This window comes from Pelistega ratti, from assembly GCF_009833965.1.
In the GTDB taxonomy this organism is placed as follows: Bacteria; Pseudomonadota; Gammaproteobacteria; order Burkholderiales; family Burkholderiaceae_B; genus Taylorella; species Taylorella ratti.
In genome coordinates, this window is record NZ_CP047165.1 from 396,609 (window position 1) to 417,251 (window position 20,643).

Here is a 20,643-nt window from a genome sequence, read left to right on the forward strand (position 1 = left end):
AGTGATTGAATTATGGCTCAGTTTTTTATTCAACGTCCCATCTTTGCATGGGTGATTGCAATTCTCATTTCTTTGTTTGGATTCTTATCCTTACAAAATATGCCAATTGCACAATATCCTAATGTTGCACCAACCACAATTACGGTATCCGCCACTTACCCCGGTGCTTCTCCTGAAGAGGTTTCTCGTTCGGTAACGAGTCTTATTGAGAATGAGTTAAATGGTATTGAAAACCTTTTATATTATTCATCTACTAGCTCATCAAGTGGTCAAGCGTCTATTGAAGTGACTTTCCAACCGGGTACTGATCCTGACCAAGCACAAATTGACGTACAAAATGCGGTAGCTGGAATCACCTCTACTTTACCAACAGCCGTGATTCAACAAGGACTTACTTATAGTAAATCACGTAGTGGTTTCTTGATGGTAGTTTCTTTAAACTCAACCAATGGAAGTATGACCGCTTCTGACTTGGCTGACTATGTTGCTCGTAATATCCAAAATAGTATTGCTCGTTTAAAAGGGGTGGGTAATTTCCAATTATTCGGTACTGAAAAAGCACTGCGTGTTTGGGTAAATCCTGAAAAATTGACTTCTTTTGGTCTTACCATGAGTGATGTTACTACTGCGGTTGCTTCTCAACATGGGATGATTTCTGCGGGTACATTAGGTGCGCCTCCAACACCAGATTCACAAACAATTTCAGCGATTATTCGTTCAAATGGTGAATTGATTACAGTAGATGATTTTAAAAATATTATTCTTACGGCTAATACGAATGGTGCATTAGTAAGACTGTCTGATGTTGCTGAAGTAGAAATTGGTCAGAATAGTTATTTAACAAGTTCTCGCTTAAATGGTAAACCAACAGCCGCTTTTGCGGTATCGCTTTCTACAACAGCAAATGCATTAGAAACTGAGAAGTTGGTTCGTGAAGAAATGGAAAAACTCTCTGAGTATTTCCCTGAAGGGGTTGCTTATACCATTCCTTATAATACGGCTCCTTATATTAGTGCTTCTATCAATAAAGTATTCCATACTTTACTTGAAGCGATTGGTCTAGTTGTTGTGGTAATGTTCTTATTCTTACAGAATATCCGTTATACCATTATTCCAACCCTTGTTGTTCCTGTAGCTTTATTAGGAACAGTGGCATCATTACTTGTATTAGGGTACTCTATTAACGTACTAACCATGTTAGCGATGGTACTTGCCATTGGTATTCTGGTGGATGATGCGATTGTTGTTGTGGAAAACGTTGAACGGATTATGTCCACCGAGGGTTTGACACCAGTACAAGCAACGATGAAGGCTATGCCTCAGATTTCAGGTGCGATTGTAGGGATTACGCTAGTATTAGTAACTGTCTTTACGCCATTGCTCTTTATGTCAGGCTCATCAGGGGTTATTTATCGTCAGTTTGCTGTGGCAATGGCAATATCGATTGCTTTCTCTGGATTTTTAGCCTTGACCTTTACCCCTGCCTTATGTGCAACGATTCTTAAACAAATACCCAAAGGGCATCACCAAGAACAAAAAGGCTTTTTTGGTTGGTTTAACCGTACTTTTGATAAAGTGACACATCGTTATTCGGCGTGGGTTGCTAAGCTAATCAAGCGTACTTTCTTAATGATGTTTACATGGTTAATCCTCACGCTTGGTATGGCTTACATTTTTGTCAATTTACCAAGCTCATTTATGCCTGATGAAGACCAAGGGTATTTGATTACCAATATTGAACTACCTGCAGGTGTATCTAGTAATCGTGCAGAAGAGGTGATTAAACAAGTAGAAGGTTACTATTTAAATCAACCTGCTGTTGAGAATGTAATTGCCGTACAAGGGTTTAGCTTTAATGGTACAGGTCTTAATGCAGGGATTGCCTTTACTACATTAAAACCATTTAGTGAGCGTACCTCAGCCGCTGATAGTGCCGCAGCGATTGCTGGTAAAGCAACGGGGGCTTTACTGTATGGTATTCCTGATGCAACGGTATTTGGTATTGTGCCACCAGCTATCTCTGATTTGGGGACATCAGCTGGTTTTGAATTACAGCTACAAGACCGTGATAATTTAGGTCAAGAAGCCTTACGCAATGCGGCTAATACTTTAATTCAAAAAGCAAGTGGTTCAGGTAAGGTTGTTAATGCACGTATCTCTGGTTTAGGCCCAGGCCCTCAACTTTCTATTGAAGTGGATCGTGATAAAGCCGCTACGATGGGAGTTAGTGTTGCTGAAGTACGAACAGTTTTAGGTACAGCAGTCGGTTCTAACTATATTGCAAAATTCCCTAATAACGGTCGTATGCAGAATATTTGGGTACAAGCTGATAATGCAGGTCGTTTAACCTTAGAAGATATTTTAGCCCTTAAAGTACATAATACCAGTGGCGATTTAGTTGATCTTTCTACTGTTGTTAATGTCAATTGGACAAATGGAGCTTCACAAGTTAAACGCTTTAATAGTTATGATGCGATGAATATTTCAGGTGAAGCAGCACCAGGCTTTGCGAGTAGTGAAGCACGTGATGCCATAGTCGATATTATTCGCAATGAATTACCTGATGGTATTGGTTATGAATGGTCTGGTCTTTCATACCAAGAAATTCAAGCGGGTAACCAAGCACCTATTATGTTAGCTTTAGCGCTTTTAGTGGTTTTCCTAGTATTAGCAGCTCTTTATGAAAGTTGGGCTATTCCATTAGCGGCTTTATTAATCGTACCACTTGGTATTTTTGGTACAGTAGCCTTAACGGCATTACTTGGTATGTCTAATGACATCTTCTTCCAGGTAGGTTTAATTACTGTTATGGGTTTATCGGCTAAAAATGCTATTCTTATTGTTGAATTTGCTAAAGATACCTATGCAGCAGGTAAGAGCTTAGTAGAGTCAGCAGTTGAGGCAGCACATCTACGCTTCCGTCCTATTTTAATGACATCATTTGCATTTATTATGGGTGTTGTACCATTAACTTTAGCAACAGGTGAGGGTGCTGCTGGTCAGCAAACAGTAGGACTTGCTGTATTAGGTGGTATGTTAGCTGCAACACCTTTCTCTGTTGCATTTGTACCTGTTTTCTTTGTTGCTGTTTTAAAATTCTTTAAAACAAAACCACCTCGTTTGTTAGGTGAAGAAGAGAGTACACCTGTTGCAGTTACGAGTACAGCTACTGCCTCTGAAAACCATCATGCAGGTCATTCAACAACAGAAGAGACACTGAAGGATAAATAATGAAAAAAGTAACACGTTTATCTCTATTAAGTACGACGATTTTATTAGCAGCGTGTAATCTTGCGCCTAAATATGAACAACCACAATCACCCGTTGGTGATATGTACAAACATATTGCCCCGGCGGGTGAAACAGCAGCTGATTTAGGGTGGCAAACATTTTTCGTTGATCCTCGTCTTAAAGCATTAATTGAAGTGGGTCTCAAAAATAACCGTGATTTAATCATTGCGACTAAAAATGTAGAAGCGGCAAGAGCGCAATATAGCATTGCTCGTAGTAGCCTATTTCCTACTATAGGTCTTAGTGGTTCACAGACGGCACAAGAGTTACCTGCTGATATGAATGTATCTGGCACACGTGAAATTAGCCGTTCTTATCGAGCAGGTGTTGGTATCACAAGCTATGAATTAGATTTCTTTGGTAGGATTCGTAATCAAAAAGAGGCTGCCCTAGAGACATACTTTGCCACAGAACAAACACAGCGTGCGGCACACATTAATCTTGTTGCGAATATTGCCGAAGCCTATTTTACGCTACGTGCGTCAGAAGAAATGGAACAACTTATGTTGAGTACGGTTGATGCCTATGAAAAAACATATGCATTAACAAATGCTCGCTTTAAGGCAGGAACTGCTTCTTTACTTGATGCACAACAAGCACGAGCAACGGCAGACTCTGTCAAAGCAAGCTTAGCTGATACACAGCGTAGCAAACAACAAGCCGTCAATGCTTTAGTATTATTATTAGGGCAAGAACTTCCTGCTGATTTACCTGCAGCAATGCCTTTTGGTCGTGATGTGATTGTTAATAATATTCCAGTGGGACTTCCTTCTGATTTATTAACACGTCGTCCTGATATCATGCAGGCAGAGCATAATCTTAAAGCGGCTAATGCTAATATTGGTGCAGCTAGAGCGGCTTTTTTCCCTTCGATTAGCCTAACAGGATTATTGGGTGTTGCTAGTTTAGATTTGGATAATTTATTTAAATCTGGACGTGATATGTGGTCATTTACACCAAGCGTATCTATGCCTATCTTTACCGCTGGATCACTAAAAGGTAGCTTAGATGTGGCTAAAATCCAAAAGGATATTCAAATAGCTACATATGAAAAAGCAATTCAAACCGCTTTTTATGAAGTAGATAATGCGTTAATTGGTGTTCAAACCTATCAACAACAGCTTAATGCATTACGTTCTCAAACAGAATCTGCGGATCGTGCTTTAAAACTTGCCACTTTGCGTTATACTAGCGGTATTGATAGTTTCTTGCAGGTACAATCTGCGCAAGTCACTTTATTAACAGCTAAACAAAGTTTCCTAACCGCTGGATTAGCTTCTTTACAAAATAAAGTAACCCTTTATAAAGCATTAGGTGGCGGTTGGTATGCAACAGATATGGTAAGAAAATGATAGAACTTGGTGTCAATATTGATCATGTGGCAACGTTACGACAACAGCGTCACAGCGTATATCCTGATCCTGTCCGTGCGGCATTAATTGCTGAACAGGCAGGGGCAGATGCAATCACGTTGCATTTACGCGAAGATCGGCGGCATATTCAAGATAAAGATGTTTATGCAATGCGACCGTTATTACTAACACGTATGAATCTTGAATGTGCTATTACACCAGAAATGTTAAAAATAGCTTGTGATGTCAAACCTCATGATGTGTGTCTTGTACCTGAGCGCAGGGAAGAGTTAACCACAGAAGGGGGCTTAGATGTTATTAAGTATTTTAGCCAAACACAAGAGGCGATTCATCAACTTACTGAAAGTGGTTCGCGAGTATCACTTTTTATTGATCCAGAAGAAAACCAGATTGAAGCAGCTGTAAAAGCAGGGGCTGGCATCATTGAGTTACATACGGGTGCTTATGCAGAAGCGGTATCAGTACAAGCCGTTACGGCTGAAATAGAGCGTCTGAAAAAAGCGATTACTTTTGCCTTATCCTGTGGTCTTAAAGTTAATGCTGGGCATGGTTTACATTATCAAAATGTACAGGCAATTGTAGCTTTAGGTGGTATTAGTGAGCTTAATATTGGTCATGCGATTGTGGCACAAGCTGTTTTTGATGGATTAGAAAAAGCAGTACGTGATATGAAAGCGTTATTAGCATAAGTAGTTTTATAGTGCTTTCCTACTATACGTATAAATCTTACCTTGTTTTTGCTATTTTTAAACTTTTTTTTAAATTTTTTAAACCCAAATTATGCAGTAGAAAATAAAATAGAACATTGTTTTCTAATGTATCATTTGGGTTTATGTATGAGAGGATTTCTTGTGCTAAAAGTCATCCGTATTTCTATGAATAATAAGGATTTAAAAATATTATTTATTGATAAAACTATCTATAAATAAAGGAGCATAATATGAAAAATCAAGAGTCTATTGAACTATTAATTCAGCGTAATTCGATGAAGCTAGTGACTTCACCAGCTCCCTCTGATGAAGAGCTTGCTTTGGCATTTCAAGCGGCTGTTTCTGCCCCTGATCATGGTGCTTTAACGCCTTGGCGTTTTAAACTTATCCGTCAAGAAAATATTGCTAAATTTGCTGAATTTGCATTTAATATTAGTCAAAATAGTGATAATCCTTTACCTGAGGCTAAGTTAGCGGCTTCTCAAGCTTGGTTATCTGAAGTTCCCCTTATTATTGCTGTTGGATGCCATATTGATTATAGTAATACTAAGATATTAGAATCAGAACGCATGATTTCTGCAGGTTGTGCCGTGATGAATCTTATCAATGCTTTACAAATGATGGGGTATGGAGTTTTCTGGAGTACAGGGATTGCTACCTATAATGAAGAGTTTCAAATCGGACTTGGTTTTGATCCTCTTGATTATCGTTTTATGGGATTTTTAGCTGTAGGTACACCCAAAGTGCCTATCCCTAAAAAGCCTCGCAAACCTTATACGGATTTTGTTGAAGAATGGGTAATGCCTCAGAAATAATGGTTTATTTGATTATTTCGTTAATTTAATTATTTCATCAATAAATAAAATAGCCTAAATTATGTATTAAATTAATAACAAAAAGTACATTATTTGGGCTATAGATATAAGTAAGAATTATAAAATTGTTGTTTTTTATCAATTGATTAAAAAACCACTTGTCAGAAAATATTTAAGAATATTACCATTAGTTTTTTATTACAATTGGTATTTTAATAATGCGTTTAGGAAATGGTTTATTATGGGTGATGCTGGGGTGGGGCTTGCCGTTAGTCGGTATGGCACAACTTACTCCCTCGGCTATCCGTACCTTAGACCAACTGGATTCCACGCAACAGCAACGGCAACAACAGCAACAACAAACGCAAGCGGAGCAATCCCTGCCTTCTCCCACTATCCATCTTCCATCCTTCTCTTCTTTTTCTACTTCGCTTCCTTCTCACGAATCTCCTTGTTATCCTATTACCAATATTATGTTAGTTGATGATAGCCATAGTGATGGTTATAGGGTAGGCAGTTCATTTCAGTGGGCATTGGATAAGGCGCAATCAACGCTTTCTTTAACACTGCCCCATTGCTTAGGTGAAGAGGGTATCCGTCTTTTAATGCGCGAAGTACAAAACCATTTGATTGATAAGGGCTATGTAACGAGTCGAGTGGTGGCAACTGAACAAGATCTTGCTTTAGGGCAATTGGTATTAACGGTAGTGGTGGGAAAAGTAGGCAATATTATCGTGCAAGACAGTAGTGAGATTCCGAGATTTTCACGGCTAACGGCATGGACGGGTTTAACCTTGGATACGGGGGATGTATTAAATATTCGGGATATGGAGCAGTCTTTAGAGAATTTTAAGCGTGTTCCTACCGCAGAAGTGGATATGCAGATTATCCCGAGCCAAGACCCGTTAGCCCCAGCCGGGCAAAGTGATCTGTTGATACGGTATCAACAACGGTTTCCGATTCGGTTTTCATTGGGGCTTGATGATTCGGGTTCTAAAACAACCGGGCGACTACAAGGCTCAGGTGCTTTGTCTTTTGATCATTTACTAACGGGCAATGATATATTTTATGCCTCTGCCACGCATCATCTTCCTTCTTCTCGGGATGAAAAGGGTAATCGGGGGAGTAGCCAATATTATCTTTACTATGCCATACCGTTTCGGTACTGGCATTTTTCTTTGTCGCAAAGCTGGAGCCGATACCATCAGGAGGTAGCCGGTGCTTTTGGCAAGCGGTATCGCTACAGTGGTAAGAGCCGAACCAGTCAATTGAATGCGTCTTATGTGGTGTACCGAGATAATCAGCATAAAACCCGTTTAACGGGGGCATTATGGGTAAGACAATCACAGAATTTTATCAATGGTGCACAAATAGAGGTACAAAAGCGGCGTATGGCAGGTTGGGAGCTAGGGATAGTGCATCAATCCTATATAGGGCAAACAACCTTAGCACTGGAAGCCAGCTATCGAAGAGGCACAGGGGCTAGACGAGCCATACCCGCCCCCGAAGAATTATGGGGAGAAGGAACGTCCAGACCTCGGATTATTCGTGCGATGGTGGAATTAACTGCCCCGTTTAAACTTGGGCAAGCGGCTTTTACCTATCATACCCGATGGCAAGGGCAATGGCATAAAACGCCCTTAATTGCTCAAGATCAGCTAAGTATTGGAGGGCGTTATACGGTACGAGGCTTTGATGGCGAGCTGACCTTAATGGGAGAGCGAGGGTGGTTTTGGCGAAATGATATCAGTTGGCATATCCAGCAAAGTCCCCATCAGCTCTATGCTGCCTTAGATATGGGGCGAGTGAGTGGGCGCGCTACACAGTACCAAGTGGGTAATCGTTTAGTGGGGGCTGCCATTGGTCTAAGAGGGATGTGGCAAGGCTTCTCTTATGATGCCTTTGTGGGTAAACCCATTGATAAACCCACAGGGTTTAGAACTGCCCGTTATACGACTGGTTTTCAGTTAAATTATCAGTTTTAGTGTTAATGGTAAAAAGGTATTTACTTTGTGCGCTATAAGGGTTACTTGGAAAAATTTTATAGCAAAAGTTTATCTCTTTACACCATGATGATGTTAAGTAGTTGTTAGTTGGATAGTGATATAAAAAATTTCTTTAAAAAAGGGCAAAAGCATGAATAAGCGTTGTTTTCGCGTGATTTTTAACCACACTTTAGCACGCTATGTGGTGACCTCTGAATTCAGTAAAGCACAAGGTAAAGCCAAATCCTTATTCCGCTTTTCTCCTTTTAAACCTATCCCGACACCACTAACCTTAGTAGCAATTCGCCCTCTTGTTTTTAGCCTATGGTGTATAGTGGGAGCCGTCATCCCTTTACCGCAGAGCTGGGCAGACCCTCTAATCATTCAAGCCGATGCTTCTGCCCCTGCTCATCAACAAGCGATTATTTTAGAAACGGCAAACGGTATTCCTCAGGTCAATATCCAAACGCCCAATGCACAGGGGCTTTCACATAATAAATATAGCCAATTTGATGTGGATACCAAGGGGGTCATAATCAATAATAGTCGCACCATGACCACCACCCAACAGGCAGGGTGGGTACAAGGTAATCCTTATTTAGCCCGAGGGGAAGCAAAGGTTATTTTAAATGAAGTCAATTCTCACAACCCTAGTATCCTTAAAGGCTATGTGGAAGTAGCTGGTAAAAAAGCCGATGTCATTATTGCCAACCCCTCAGGGATTCATTGTGATGGCTGTGGGGTGATCAATGCTCATCGTGCCACCTTTACAACGGGTCAGCCCCAGATTCAAGCAGGCCATTTAGATCACTTTGTGGTTGAAAAAGGGCGAGTGGCGATTGAGGGGAAGGGGCTAGATAATAGCCGCGTGGATTACACCGCGATTCTTGCAAGAGAAGCCAAAGTTAATGCGGGTATTTGGTCGCAAAAAGACATACAAGTGGTGACGGGTAAAAATACCGTACCTGTTGAAAAAACAACGGGGAAGTTAAAGATTGATCATATTGCGCCTCAAAAGGCACATCAAGCCCCTGTCTCTAAAACATCCTCATCGGATACCCGTAATACTCCCCCTGCCTTTGCGGTAGATGTGGGTGAATTAGGGGGGATGTATGCCGGTAAAATCCATCTTATCGGAACAGAAGAGGGAGTGGGCGTCCGTCATGCAGGGCATATCGGGGCGAGTAGCCAAACCCTTAAGATTGATAGCCAAGGGCGGATTATCAATACAGGGACACTTAATGCCAATCATGCCATCACACTCACGGCTAAAGAGGGTATTAAAAACCAAGGTAAAATAGAAAACCGCCAAGGCAATATCGTCTTACATACCCCAGCGGCTATTGAGCAAGCAGGGTCAATGGTGGCACGAGATGGGGATATTGCACAAACTGCCCAGCAGGGGATAGCCCAAACAGGAGAGACGATTGCCAAAGGGGATATTCGCTATACGGCACAAAAGGTAATGGCTCCCCCAACCTCACTGATGGCAGCAGGGGTTACTATTTATGATACGGCAGAAGGAGAAACACGCACGTTAGCCCCCTTCTCTCGTCAGGGAAAAAACATCACCCTTCAGACAGTAGCCGATACGCAGTTACAAGGTAGAATGCTTGCCTCAGGTCTTGTAAAAGGGGTAGGGGCGACACTGAATGCCGATCAGAGTCATATCGTTGCACATGCGATTGACTTAAAGAGTACACAAGGGGCGATAAAGGCAAATGAGGCGTTTCTTTTTGCGCAGACAGATTTAAGCTTACAGACCCCAACACAGTTACAAACACAAAAGAGTACCCTTAAAGCGGAGAGTATAAATACCCAACAACGCTCGCTACATACCCAGCATGCAACATGGGAGCAAACAGGGACAACGCCATTGGTGATTCAGACACTTGATAAGTTACACCATCAAGGCGGTACCATCAAAACCCAAGGTGATTTACACCTAAAGGCACAAGGGGTAGATAACCGTGAGGGTCGCTTTATCGCTCAGGGAAAATTAACGCTAGATGCTGGTCTGCATCCAGTGGATTCAACGCATGGTGTATTGGCTTCTACCCAAGCCTTAAACATTACCTCTGGTGAACTCCTGAATGATGGTGGTTTACTTCAATCACAGCAAGCCATTCATATCAATACACAAGGCAATCGCATATCCAATCGAGAGACCTTAAGCAATAACCAAGCGACAGGGATGGTAACCCTGGGTAAACTGACGATACAATCAGCTGATATTGCTAACGAACAAGGATGGATAATCAGTGGAGAAAGCCAACAGATTAAGGCGGCATCTATCAATAACCGACAAGGCGTTATTAGTACCCACCAAGCCTTAGGCCTTGAGGCTAACAATATAGATAATCATCAAGGGGTGATAGCAGCTCAATCGGCTTACCTTAATACCGCTACATTAATGAATCATTTGGGTAGCGTGCAAAGTCAGCAGGATTTATCGTTAAATGCACAAGGGATTGATAACACAGAGGGTGTTATCTTGGGGGATAAAAAAGTCACCTTAACGATTGCGGATACCCTGACCCAAAAAGCAGGTCAAATTAGTGCGGGTGAATTATTACTTCATACAGGTACTCTACATACCATTGATAATAGTATTATCACAGCGGATAATGCTCACTTAGTCGTTAAGCAAACACTGCATAATCCCCATAGTGAAATAGCCGCCTTAAAAAACCTTGCCATTACTAGCCAAACCCTTAATAATCAAGCAGGACTACTCTTAGCTGAAAAAGGCAATCTTACCCTTGATACTTCCACCCATACCGTGAATAATCAACAGGGTAAAATCGTAGCGGGACAAGCCCTTAAAATGGCATCAGGAGAGGTGAATAACCACCAAGGGGTAATACAGTCTGCCCAAGAAGCGGATATTCAGCTAGGGTTATCTGCCTTAGACAATCAACAAGGGGTAATTGCCTCGGGGGCAAATGTACAGTTACGGGCAGGATTGGTAAAAAATCATGATGGGGTGATAGATGCCAACGGTGATTTACAAGCAACCGTATCGCATCTTGAACAACAAAAGGGAACGGTACAAGCCCGTCAAGGGTTGGCGATAACGGCAAGGGGGCATGTACTTTCTACCGCAAAGAGCCAAATCCTGGGTGAGCAGGTCAATATCACGATAACTGGTCAATTAGACAATCAGCAAAGTGAAATGATTGCTAAAAAAGGGGCGCTCATTCAGAGTGGGCAACTCAATAACCGCCATGGTACGCTTTTAGCTGAAGAGGGTAATCTTGAGATCGATACCCATACAAACGATCTCACCAATTCCTTAGGTAAAATCAGTGCTGGCAAGCATCTGACAATTCATAGTGGTGCACTGAATAACCACCAAGGACTTATCCAGAGTCGTCAGGATATGGTGATAGAGACCCATCAGGGTGACTTAAATAATCAGCAAACCTATCTTCCCTCCCAACAGGGAGTGTATCAAGGCATCATTTCCCTTGGTCAATTAACCTTAACGACACAGGATTTATTGAATCAACAAGGGTTTATACTTAGCCAAAAAAAACAATCCATTCAAGCTCGAACGCTACAAAATCAGCAAGGGGTTATATCTTCACTGGCAAACCAACAGCTAACGGTAAAAAATACGATTAATAATACCAAGGGAAGAGTGAGTGCAGATACCTCTAACATAACGGCTCAATCTATTGATAATCATCAGGGGTTAATTCAAGGGAATCAACACCTTACTCTTGATACCCAAGAGGCGATCAATAACCAAGAAGGGTATATTAAAGCAGGTGATCATCTTACCCTCAATACCCAATATCTTAATAACCACCAAGGGGAAGTACGCGCTATTGCTGGAAAGCTCTCACTGACAGCACTTGAGCAAGTGAGCAATACCTTGGGCTACATTACGGCAAAACAACAAGCGAGCATCAAGGCAAAAGCATTTGATAATCAACAAGGAATAGTCTATAACCAAGAAGGGTTACTGACACTGAATGCCCAACAAGTCATGGATAACCAACAGGGCGAAGTGATCAGTAAAGATCGCCTAACCATACATAGTGCATCCCTTTTAAACAAACAAGGTAAGCTATACGCTGAAAAAGCGGGTCATCTTACTATTACAACACATATCGATAACCAACAGGGCGGTAAAATCTATAGCCTAGGGGAGACAACGATTGATACAAAAGCAGTGGATAACCGAGGTGGCGAGATTCGTTCGCAGGATAGCCTACGGATAAAAGCCACTACTCGTATTGATAATCAGAAAGTGGGTGAGACCGGTTCCTTTATTGATAGTGGTCATACCCTTATCCTAGAGACGGCATTATTGAATAATCGCCAAACCTACACCCCTCAAGAGAAAATACACCAAGGGATTTTAGCCACAGTGCTAAACCTATCCGCATCAATCGTTAATAACCAGCAAGGCAAAATCCACAGTCGAGCACAAGGTCAATTGGTGATTGAAAAGACCCTAGATAATCGTCAAGGGGAGGTAACCGGTAGTGATGTGGTGATAAAAGGGCAATCCCTACAGATAGATAATCAAGCAGGACGCTTACAAGCAAAAGAGGCATTATCTATTGTTGCCGATGCCGTCACCACCAATGGGCATATTGAAGGGCAGGATGTCGCTATTACTCAGCAACAAGACTTTGTGACCGCTAATCCTATTCATGCCAATCATCGCTTACAGATTAGCACCACAGGTAAGCTGATTAACCAACATAGTCTGTATGCCGATGATAGCGTCACCCTTCAGGCACAAGATATTATCAATCAGGTGGATGGGCGGATAAGTAGTGCCCATACACAGTTACATGCCAAAGGGCATCTAACCAATGAAGGCTTAATCAATAGTATTAGCCTAACGGATACAGCAACGACTTTGGTTCAAGTAGGGCATCACTTAGTCAATACCGGTAAGGGACGTATTTACGGGGATCATATTGCCCTACAAGCCGATAAGGTGAACAATAGTGATAAAGCGTATGACAATGGCGAGATTCAATCGGCAGCGATTGCCTCACGCGGTGATGTAGATATCGCGGCACGTGAGATTGATAATAATACAGCGCATTATCTGTCAGATCATCAAGTGGGGGCAACCTTATTCAGTGCTGGTGATATGCGGTTTGGACGTACCTTAGATGCGGATAAACACGCCCAAGGCAAAGCGGATACCTTACGCAATAACAGCAGTATTATTGAGTCAGAAAATACCCTCACCCTAAATGTCAACCAAATTCATAACAACAATACCCATTTTACGGTAGAGCATGTGAAAACAGGGCATGAACCGACTAATGTTACCCTTGTAGGAGAAATAGAGGAGGTTAATGAAACCTATATCATACCGTTGCATGTTAAAGTAAAGGACAAATTAGTAGAGAATGATCCTAATAACCCATTAAAAAATCTATACACCAATCCTTTAAATGGGGACAAAGCAACAATTAATATCAATAACCCATTTATTTCGATGGATTTATTGCGTTGGGCAGGATGGAGCCGAGCAGGGAAGTTAGTCTATAAAAGTGATGGAGCGGAACCTGTTTTATTAAAACCGGGTGATGTGATTACCCCCGAGACTTCATTGGCAACCCGTAATGAAATTACTTGTGAGTATAAGAATGAGCAATCAAATTGCCGCTATAAACCAGAAGGGCAATATGGAGCAGATAGCCCTATTTGGGCACATTTTGGGATTGCTGCCCCTAAAGATCCTCAACCAAGTTTCTTATTTGATGAGCTAGAAGCACAGCCTTGGTATGTAGAGTCAGAGTGGTTTGATGAGGAAGGAAACTTTCTAACCCCTACAAATCCATGGGTATGGTTTTATAGGGAAGATGGTCGGTATTATAATGAAAAAGCGTTTAAAGCCCAACTGCCTAAATGGAACTACTATATTAAAAATATTAGACCATTACAAAAGTGGGAAGAGAAATATAGTAAGAGTATTGATGCACTGGATGCGGCAATTGATCGGCATAATAATGCCCGTTTAGGTGCTTTAGCCAATAGAGATTATAAAGATTTTTGGCAGATACATTTTTCTTTGCATCGTAAGGATGAAAGTAAAGTCTTAACAACCGTACCGGGACAGATTTTGTCAGGGGGAGATATAAAGGCAAATAGCCAATCCTTTATTAATGAACGCAGTACGGTGATTGCAGGGCAGCACCTTGCTTTAGAAAATGGTATTACCAATATTGATGAAGAGGGCTTACACCGCGTAACAGATACGGGTAATAAGGTCTATACCTATAGCCGTTGGCGTGGGGGGTTTAGACGTTACCACCAACGGAAGTGGACAGAGAGAGGCAACTATAAGCGTATTATCGAAACCCCCTTTGATATGCTTGTCTATCGCACGCAAGAAAATGCAACACTTGACCTATCGTCTGCCCATCAAAAAGCCAAAGAGGGTTTAAAAGAGGCAACTGCCCATCAATTAGACTTGACACAAGTCAGTGTGCAAAGTGATGCCTTAAAGGCGAATAATCCTATCGGATTAGGTAAGGTAGCTAGCCAAGCGGTTGCTTCCTTTACACCATTACATGGGGATACGCGTGTAGTGACAGGAGTAGAACCATCATCAGTAACCCATAAAAAGCCAGATGATTCACTCATACGCCCCTTAACGCGTATTACATTAAATGAGCATCAAGAAATCCGTCATATTCAGCCGAATGTGGCCATACCAAATAATGTCCTTTATCGGGTGAATGCGCATCCAAACCATCAGGTATTGATAGAAACTGACCCTGATTTTACCCAGAAAAAGCGTTGGCTAAGTTCCGATTATATGTTTAATGCGTTGCGGTATGAACCGAGCCTTGTACAAAAACGCTTAGGCGATGGATTTTATGAACAACGCTTAGTCAGAGAACAAATTAATCGCTTAACGGGCAGAAACTTTGTGGGGGATTATAGGGATTTTGACAGCCAGTATAAAGGCTTAATGGATGCCGGTGTTACCTTTGCGCAGCGATTTAACCTACGCCCAGGCATTGCCCTATCACCGCATCAAGTGGCCCAATTAACCAGTGATATCGTGTGGTTAGAAAAAGAGTCGGTAACCTTACCCAATGGTCGGATTGAGCAAGTGCTTGTGCCTAAAGTGTATGCTGTTGTACAAAAAGGCGATATTACCGGTAATGGTGCCTTATTGTCCGGTAATACCATTACCCATCGCGGTGGAGAGTTACTCAATAACGGTACAGTGGCGAGTCGAACACTGGTACAGTTTGAGAGTGAAGCCATCCGTAATAGTGGCAACATTAGTGCAGGTACGCTGGTGGGGAATATCCGTGGGGATATGGACAATATCGGTGGTTCCATAGTAGCAGACCGGGCTATTCTCTTAAATGTGGCGGGTAACTTTACCCATCAGAGTACCACTCATACGACGCAAGTTAATACACGAGGCTATCAACGTCGTGATACCACTATGGGTAGAAAAGGCTTACTGCATGTGAAAGGAAAAGAGGGGCTATTACACCTACAGGCGAACAATATAGCCCTTTTAGGTGCAGAGATTATCAATGAGGGGAAAGGACAAACCTACCTTTCAGCCAATCACAATGTAACGCTGAATGCCTTATCCGTGGGCTTTGATGAAAAGATGGGGAAAGGGAATCACCGCCGTCATGAAAAAGCACAAGGGGTTTACATCAGCCATATCAAGGGTAAGGGAGATGTCATCCTTAAAGGGAACAACCTTTATGCCGAAGGGGCAATGATGGAGAGTGATGCCAAACTGGCTGCCTTAGCAGAAAATGACCTTGTTCTTAAGGGAGCGACGACCCAAAGTGAGATGCAAGAGTACCATAAAACCAAGAGTGGTAGCAGTGTGGCTAAAAGTAGCAAGACAACTTTTGACCAATACCAAGATATAACCCAAATTAGTACAGTGATAAGTGGTCAAGAAATTCTCTTATCAGCTGGTCATAATATACAAGCAACAGGCTTACAAGCGATAGCGGATAATGACCTCCTTATCCAAGCCGGAAACAATATTGACATCACTGCCGATACCAACTACCAAAAAGAGGTTCACTATACCAAAAAAAACCGTTCGGGTATTTTACCGAGTAGTGGCGGTGGTGTAGGCGTTACCATTGGCAAACAATCCCAATCACGCCGTACCGAACAAGAGGGTTGGACACAAAGTGATGCCAGAAGTGTGGTAGGCAGTATTGGGGGTAATGTGACCGTACAAGCAGGGAATCACGTCAATGTTATAGGTACGGATACCATCGCAGGCAATACCCTTACCCTACGAGGTAAAACCCTGTCGATAGAAGCAGGCAAAGACCATTTTAAACAGAAAGAAGAGCATATCGTTAAACAATCAGGCATCAGCCTATCACTTTCTGCGCCAGCGGTGGACATGATACAAAAAATGAACCGGAGTCTGCAACGTAGCCAATCGGTGAAGAATGATAAATTGAGTAGCTTGTATAAAGTCAAAGCCGCTCAAGAGCTAATACTGGCAGATAGAGCCGCTGGGGCAGCCGTCAATACCCTTGATGCCTTAATGGGTAATGAAGCGATGAGCAAAGGGGATATTAGTAATCCCTCCTTTAAACTGGCGGTGAGTATCGGGTCAAGCCAATCTAAGCAAACGAATCAAGTGGAACAAATCCTGCACCAAGCGAGCAATCTTAGTGGTAAACAAGTGCAGCTTACGACCACCCAAGGGGATATACAGCTTAAAGGGGCTAACCTGACAGCCCAAGATACCCTTGATATAAACAGTGCCAACGACCTACACCTACAATCGATTGCCGATACAGTAAGCCAACGTAGCCAGAGTAAGCACAGTGGTTGGAATGTAGGTGGCTTTGTGGCGGCATCAGGCTCACACTATGGTGTAGGGATAGAAGCCTCTGCGCAAAAAGGCAAAGGGCGAGAAAACACCGATACCGTTACCCATCAGCTGATAGCACTTAAAGCCAATACCCTAAACCTTAGTACCCAAGGGGATACCACCCTTAAAGGAGCAAGCATTCAAGCTGATACCATTAAAGCGGATATTCAAGGTAACCTCACCATTGAAAGTGAGCAAGATACTAATCGCCATAAGAGTAAACACACCCAAGGCAGTGTAGGGGCAAGTGTCGTTATCTCAGGCACAGGATTAGGGGCATCCTTTAATGCCTCGCATAGCAAAGCCAAACTGAACTACCAACAAGTACACACCCAAAGTGGTCTTACCGCAGGACAAGGGGGAATGACGATTACCGTAGGGAATAATACCCACCTAAAAGGGGGTATTATTGATAGCACTGCTCCAGCGGATAAAAACACCTTTACCACCAAAACCCTAACGGTAGAGAATATCCTTAACCAAAGCGAGATTAAGGTACAAAGTGCCAGTGTAGGGTTATCCACCAACCTAGAGGCGAATAAATTAGCCGCAGTAGGAACAGTTGCCAGTGCCGTAGGCGGTAATATCCATCAAGAGGATAGCAGTACCACCTATAGTGTGATTGGTCAAAATATCTTGCTCAATGTGAAAGAAGGCTCAATCCCTGATAATATCAGACGAGATAAAGAAGGGGCAAATCAAAAAGTAGCGCTTTTTAATAAAGCCGATGCACAAGAGCGCATGGAGATGGCACAAGTGATGGGCGAAATCAGCCAAAATACAATCACGATTGCCTTACAACCCATGTTGGATAAAGCCGAAGCACAAAAAGCAGAGGCAGAAAAAGCCCTAAAAGATAAATCGCTAACCGCTGCTCAAAGAGCGTACTATACAGAGCAACTTAACCGTAATATAGAAACAATTAATACCTATGGCAAAGGCAGTGACCTACAACTGGGTATCCGAGCAGCAACGGGTGTATTACAAGGCTTAGCTACCGGTAATACCAATGCGGCAATTTTAGGAGGCTTATCGCCATTCTTGAATAAAGCGATTAAAGAAGCCACCACCGATAAAGCGACTAATAAAGTGAATCTCTTTGCCAATACCGTCGCCCATGCCATACTGGGTGCAGTAGAAGCTAAGATGCTGAATACCAATGTAGCGGCAGGTGCAGCCGGTGCCGTGGTAGGAGAAACAACCGCCCATATTATTGCCGATAAACTCTACCAGAAATCCCCGGAAGCCCTCACGGAACAAGAGAAAGAAACCATTTCAGCACTTAGCCAAGTGGTAGCAGGATTAAGTGGAGTAGCGGTAGGGGATAACTTTCAGAGTGCTATTACCAGTAGTGAGATTGGTAAACGGGCAGTGGAGAATAATGCACTTGTACCTAATTATGGAGCATGGAGCAATATATCCAATTGGGGACCTGGAGCTACTTCTTTAGTACAAGTAGGTATTGAGAATGGAAAAACAGTAGAACAAATTAATCAGGATTTACAAGCCTATACAAGAAGAGATGGATTTGATGCCGGCATGAAAGATGGTATTCTTGTAATGGCAGGTATCCCTACAGTGGCAGGAACATTGGTCGTACCTGGTTTATGGGGAGAATATGCTAAGTTAGCAGGTCCTTCTATTCTTTCTAGTATGGGAATTAATGCACTACAAGGAAAGGATTATACAAAATCAGCCTTAGTAACTGATTTAACCATAGGAGCTTTAAATAATAAGTGGATTGATTTCTTACAAATACAGAGAGTTGCTGCTATTTCTCAGTCCTCTAAAGTAGCCAATTTTTTTACAAAGGGTTTTTTAAATGTACAGGGGACAATTCAAGGTTATTTCTTAGGGGAAGGAGTATCTAGTGCACTGAATAGAGTAGATAATATGCAGTCTGTTATTATAAAAACTTCAGATATTTGGAATAATGGAAAGGAAATAATAGATTATAAACATCAAAAAGAGACAGAGACTAATTCCTTAAAAAAAGGAGGAAAAAATGATTAAGGAGAGAGAAACAAGATATTGGGATCATGTTGGATTAAACTCGCTATCAGGTACTCTTATTTTTCTGAATTATTGTTTATCCCAAATTATTCTCTTTTTATTTTTGAGAAAGTTATTACCTAAAAAGCAATTTTACATTAATCGTACGATAGGATTTATCTTTTTATATATAGAACTAGTTATCGGTGTTTTAATAAAGACTCATGCTCTTATTACAGTGAGAACCATCTTTGATGCAATGATATATGCTTTTTTATTTTTTTTAGCTATTCTTTATTTAGGTAGAAGATGGATTCCATATTGGGAAGATGATAAAGAAGATACTAAAAATATACAAGAACAGCAAATGACTAAACATAAGTCGGTTGAAGATAATACCGTTATTGTAGAAAGTAATATTAAAGAACCTGTCAGAAATCATTGGGATTTAATAGGTATAAATTCAGTTGCTGGTGGGATGTTTAGATTAAATTATTATATTGCTCAGGCGGTTAGAGTATTGTTATGGAAAGTTTCTGAAAAGAAACAATTTTACACTGTTCTTACAGTAAGTTTTATTTTAATTTATGTAGAACTTGTGGCAATATTATTTTTCTATAAAGATAATTACACTATAAAAGGTGGTTTTAGTGCTGTATTTTATGCCATACCTATTTTTATAGTGGTAATGTATTTTGGTAGAAGATGGATTCCTTATTGGGAAGATAATGAGTAAGGTTTTCTTGGTAACCCTTAAGAGTAAGCATACCCAAGGCAGTATCGGGGCAAGTGTCGTTATCTCAGGCACAGGGTCAGGGGCATCCTTTAATGCCTCGCATAGCAAAGCCAAACTGAACTACCAACAAGTACACACCCAAAGTGGTCTTACCGCAGGACAAGGGGGCTTACAGCTCAATGTTGGACAGCATACCCACCTAAAAGGGGGTATTATTGATAGCACCGCTCCAGCGGATAAAAATACCTTTATCACCAAAACCCTCACGGCAGAGAATATCCTTAACTACAGTGAAATTAAGGTACAAAGTGTCAGTGTAGGGGTATCCACCAATCCTCTACAAAATGCCTGGTCAGCGGTAGGAACAGTAGCCAGTGTTGGATGAAAGATGGTAAATAAATTTAGATTAATTCAAGAATCTAGTGAGGATATTGGGTTTGTAAAATCATGTTTAATTATCGGTGCAATAAAAAAAATGAATTTAGAGACTGGATTTATTTAGTAATAAGGAGTACCGAAATAGCTGAATTACTATTATATATTCTTGATTTAATTGATTTTAATGGTTCTTTCTATGAGTTATTAAATATTATTGGATTTACACCAGATCCTATATTAAATGATGAGGAAGATAATGCATTATATGGTATAGCAATAAAGCGATTTGAAGATGTTTTTGATATGCCTATATCTAAGAGTGAAGCATTAGAACGTTTTAAAAGAGAATTTCCATTTATATATTTAGATCTTTAGTAATAATAGAGTAAACAATAGTTTATCATTCACGAACTGGTATAGATCTTTCATTTAAGGCAATTTTTAAATAAAATAGTTCATAGAGCATTCCTTAATCTAGTTCGTATAATGTATATTAT

The 20,643-nt window shown here is 41.3% G+C and carries 9 protein-coding genes; all 9 read left to right on the plus strand.

What is annotated here, in order from left to right; genetic code table 11:
• Positions 1-12: 12 nt before the first annotated feature.
• The 9 genes from F9B76_RS01680 (at position 13) to F9B76_RS01720 (ending at position 20,521) form a co-directional block, all read left to right on the plus strand.
• Positions 13-3,231 (plus strand): multidrug efflux RND transporter permease subunit, encoded by a 3,219-nt coding sequence (locus F9B76_RS01680; protein ID WP_159990525.1) that lies wholly within the window; start codon positions 13-15, stop codon positions 3,229-3,231.
• On the plus strand, positions 3,231-4,643 hold the full coding sequence (locus tag F9B76_RS01685; protein ID WP_159990526.1) for an efflux transporter outer membrane subunit: 1,413 nt from the start codon (positions 3,231-3,233) through the stop codon (positions 4,641-4,643). Before F9B76_RS01680 ends, F9B76_RS01685 begins: the two co-directional genes overlap by 1 nt.
• Positions 4,640-5,353, plus strand: a complete 714-nt coding sequence (gene pdxJ, locus F9B76_RS01690; protein WP_159990527.1) for a pyridoxine 5'-phosphate synthase — start codon at positions 4,640-4,642, stop codon at positions 5,351-5,353. The genes F9B76_RS01685 and pdxJ overlap by 4 nt, the downstream gene beginning before the upstream one ends.
• Positions 5,354-5,604: 251 nt before the next feature.
• Entirely contained in the window at positions 5,605-6,189 is a 585-nt protein-coding gene (locus tag F9B76_RS01695; RefSeq protein ID WP_159990528.1) for a nitroreductase family protein, read from the plus strand.
• A 218-nt stretch (positions 6,190-6,407) separates the two neighbouring features.
• Positions 6,408-8,174 carry a ShlB/FhaC/HecB family hemolysin secretion/activation protein gene (locus F9B76_RS01700; RefSeq protein ID WP_159990529.1) on the plus strand — a complete coding sequence of 589 codons (1,767 nt, stop codon included), beginning with the start codon at positions 6,408-6,410 and terminating at the stop codon, positions 8,172-8,174.
• Between the two features lie 151 nt (positions 8,175-8,325).
• Positions 8,326-19,053, plus strand: a complete 10,728-nt coding sequence (locus F9B76_RS01705) for a two-partner secretion domain-containing protein (RefSeq protein WP_159990530.1) — start codon at positions 8,326-8,328, stop codon at positions 19,051-19,053.
• Positions 19,046-19,768 carry a hypothetical protein gene (locus F9B76_RS01710; RefSeq protein ID WP_159990531.1) on the plus strand — a complete coding sequence of 241 codons (723 nt, stop codon included), beginning with the start codon at positions 19,046-19,048 and terminating at the stop codon, positions 19,766-19,768. Before F9B76_RS01705 ends, F9B76_RS01710 begins: the two co-directional genes overlap by 8 nt.
• Positions 19,761-20,153: a hypothetical protein gene (locus F9B76_RS01715; protein ID WP_159990532.1), complete on the plus strand. Its 393-nt coding sequence runs from the start codon at positions 19,761-19,763 to the stop codon at positions 20,151-20,153. The genes F9B76_RS01710 and F9B76_RS01715 overlap by 8 nt, the downstream gene beginning before the upstream one ends.
• Positions 20,154-20,215: 62 nt before the next feature.
• The gene (locus F9B76_RS01720; protein WP_159990533.1) at positions 20,216-20,521 is read left to right on the plus strand and encodes a hypothetical protein; all 306 of its coding nucleotides are present in this window, start codon (positions 20,216-20,218) and stop codon (positions 20,519-20,521) included.
• Positions 20,522-20,643 lie beyond the last annotated feature (122 nt).

Coding starts and splice junctions, on each gene's coding strand:
- F9B76_RS01680 (WP_159990525.1), top strand. CDS start 13: ATGGCTCAGTTTTTTATTCAACGTCCCATCTTTGCATGGGTGATTGCA.
- F9B76_RS01685 (WP_159990526.1), top strand. CDS start 3,231: ATGAAAAAAGTAACACGTTTATCTCTATTAAGTACGACGATTTTATTA.
- pdxJ (WP_159990527.1), top strand. CDS start 4,640: ATGATAGAACTTGGTGTCAATATTGATCATGTGGCAACGTTACGACAA.
- F9B76_RS01695 (WP_159990528.1), top strand. CDS start 5,605: ATGAAAAATCAAGAGTCTATTGAACTATTAATTCAGCGTAATTCGATG.
- F9B76_RS01700 (WP_159990529.1), top strand. CDS start 6,408: ATGCGTTTAGGAAATGGTTTATTATGGGTGATGCTGGGGTGGGGCTTG.
- F9B76_RS01705 (WP_159990530.1), top strand. CDS start 8,326: ATGAATAAGCGTTGTTTTCGCGTGATTTTTAACCACACTTTAGCACGC.
- F9B76_RS01710 (WP_159990531.1), top strand. CDS start 19,046: ATGATTAAGGAGAGAGAAACAAGATATTGGGATCATGTTGGATTAAAC.
- F9B76_RS01715 (WP_159990532.1), top strand. CDS start 19,761: ATGAGTAAGGTTTTCTTGGTAACCCTTAAGAGTAAGCATACCCAAGGC.
- F9B76_RS01720 (WP_159990533.1), top strand. CDS start 20,216: ATGTTTAATTATCGGTGCAATAAAAAAAATGAATTTAGAGACTGGATT.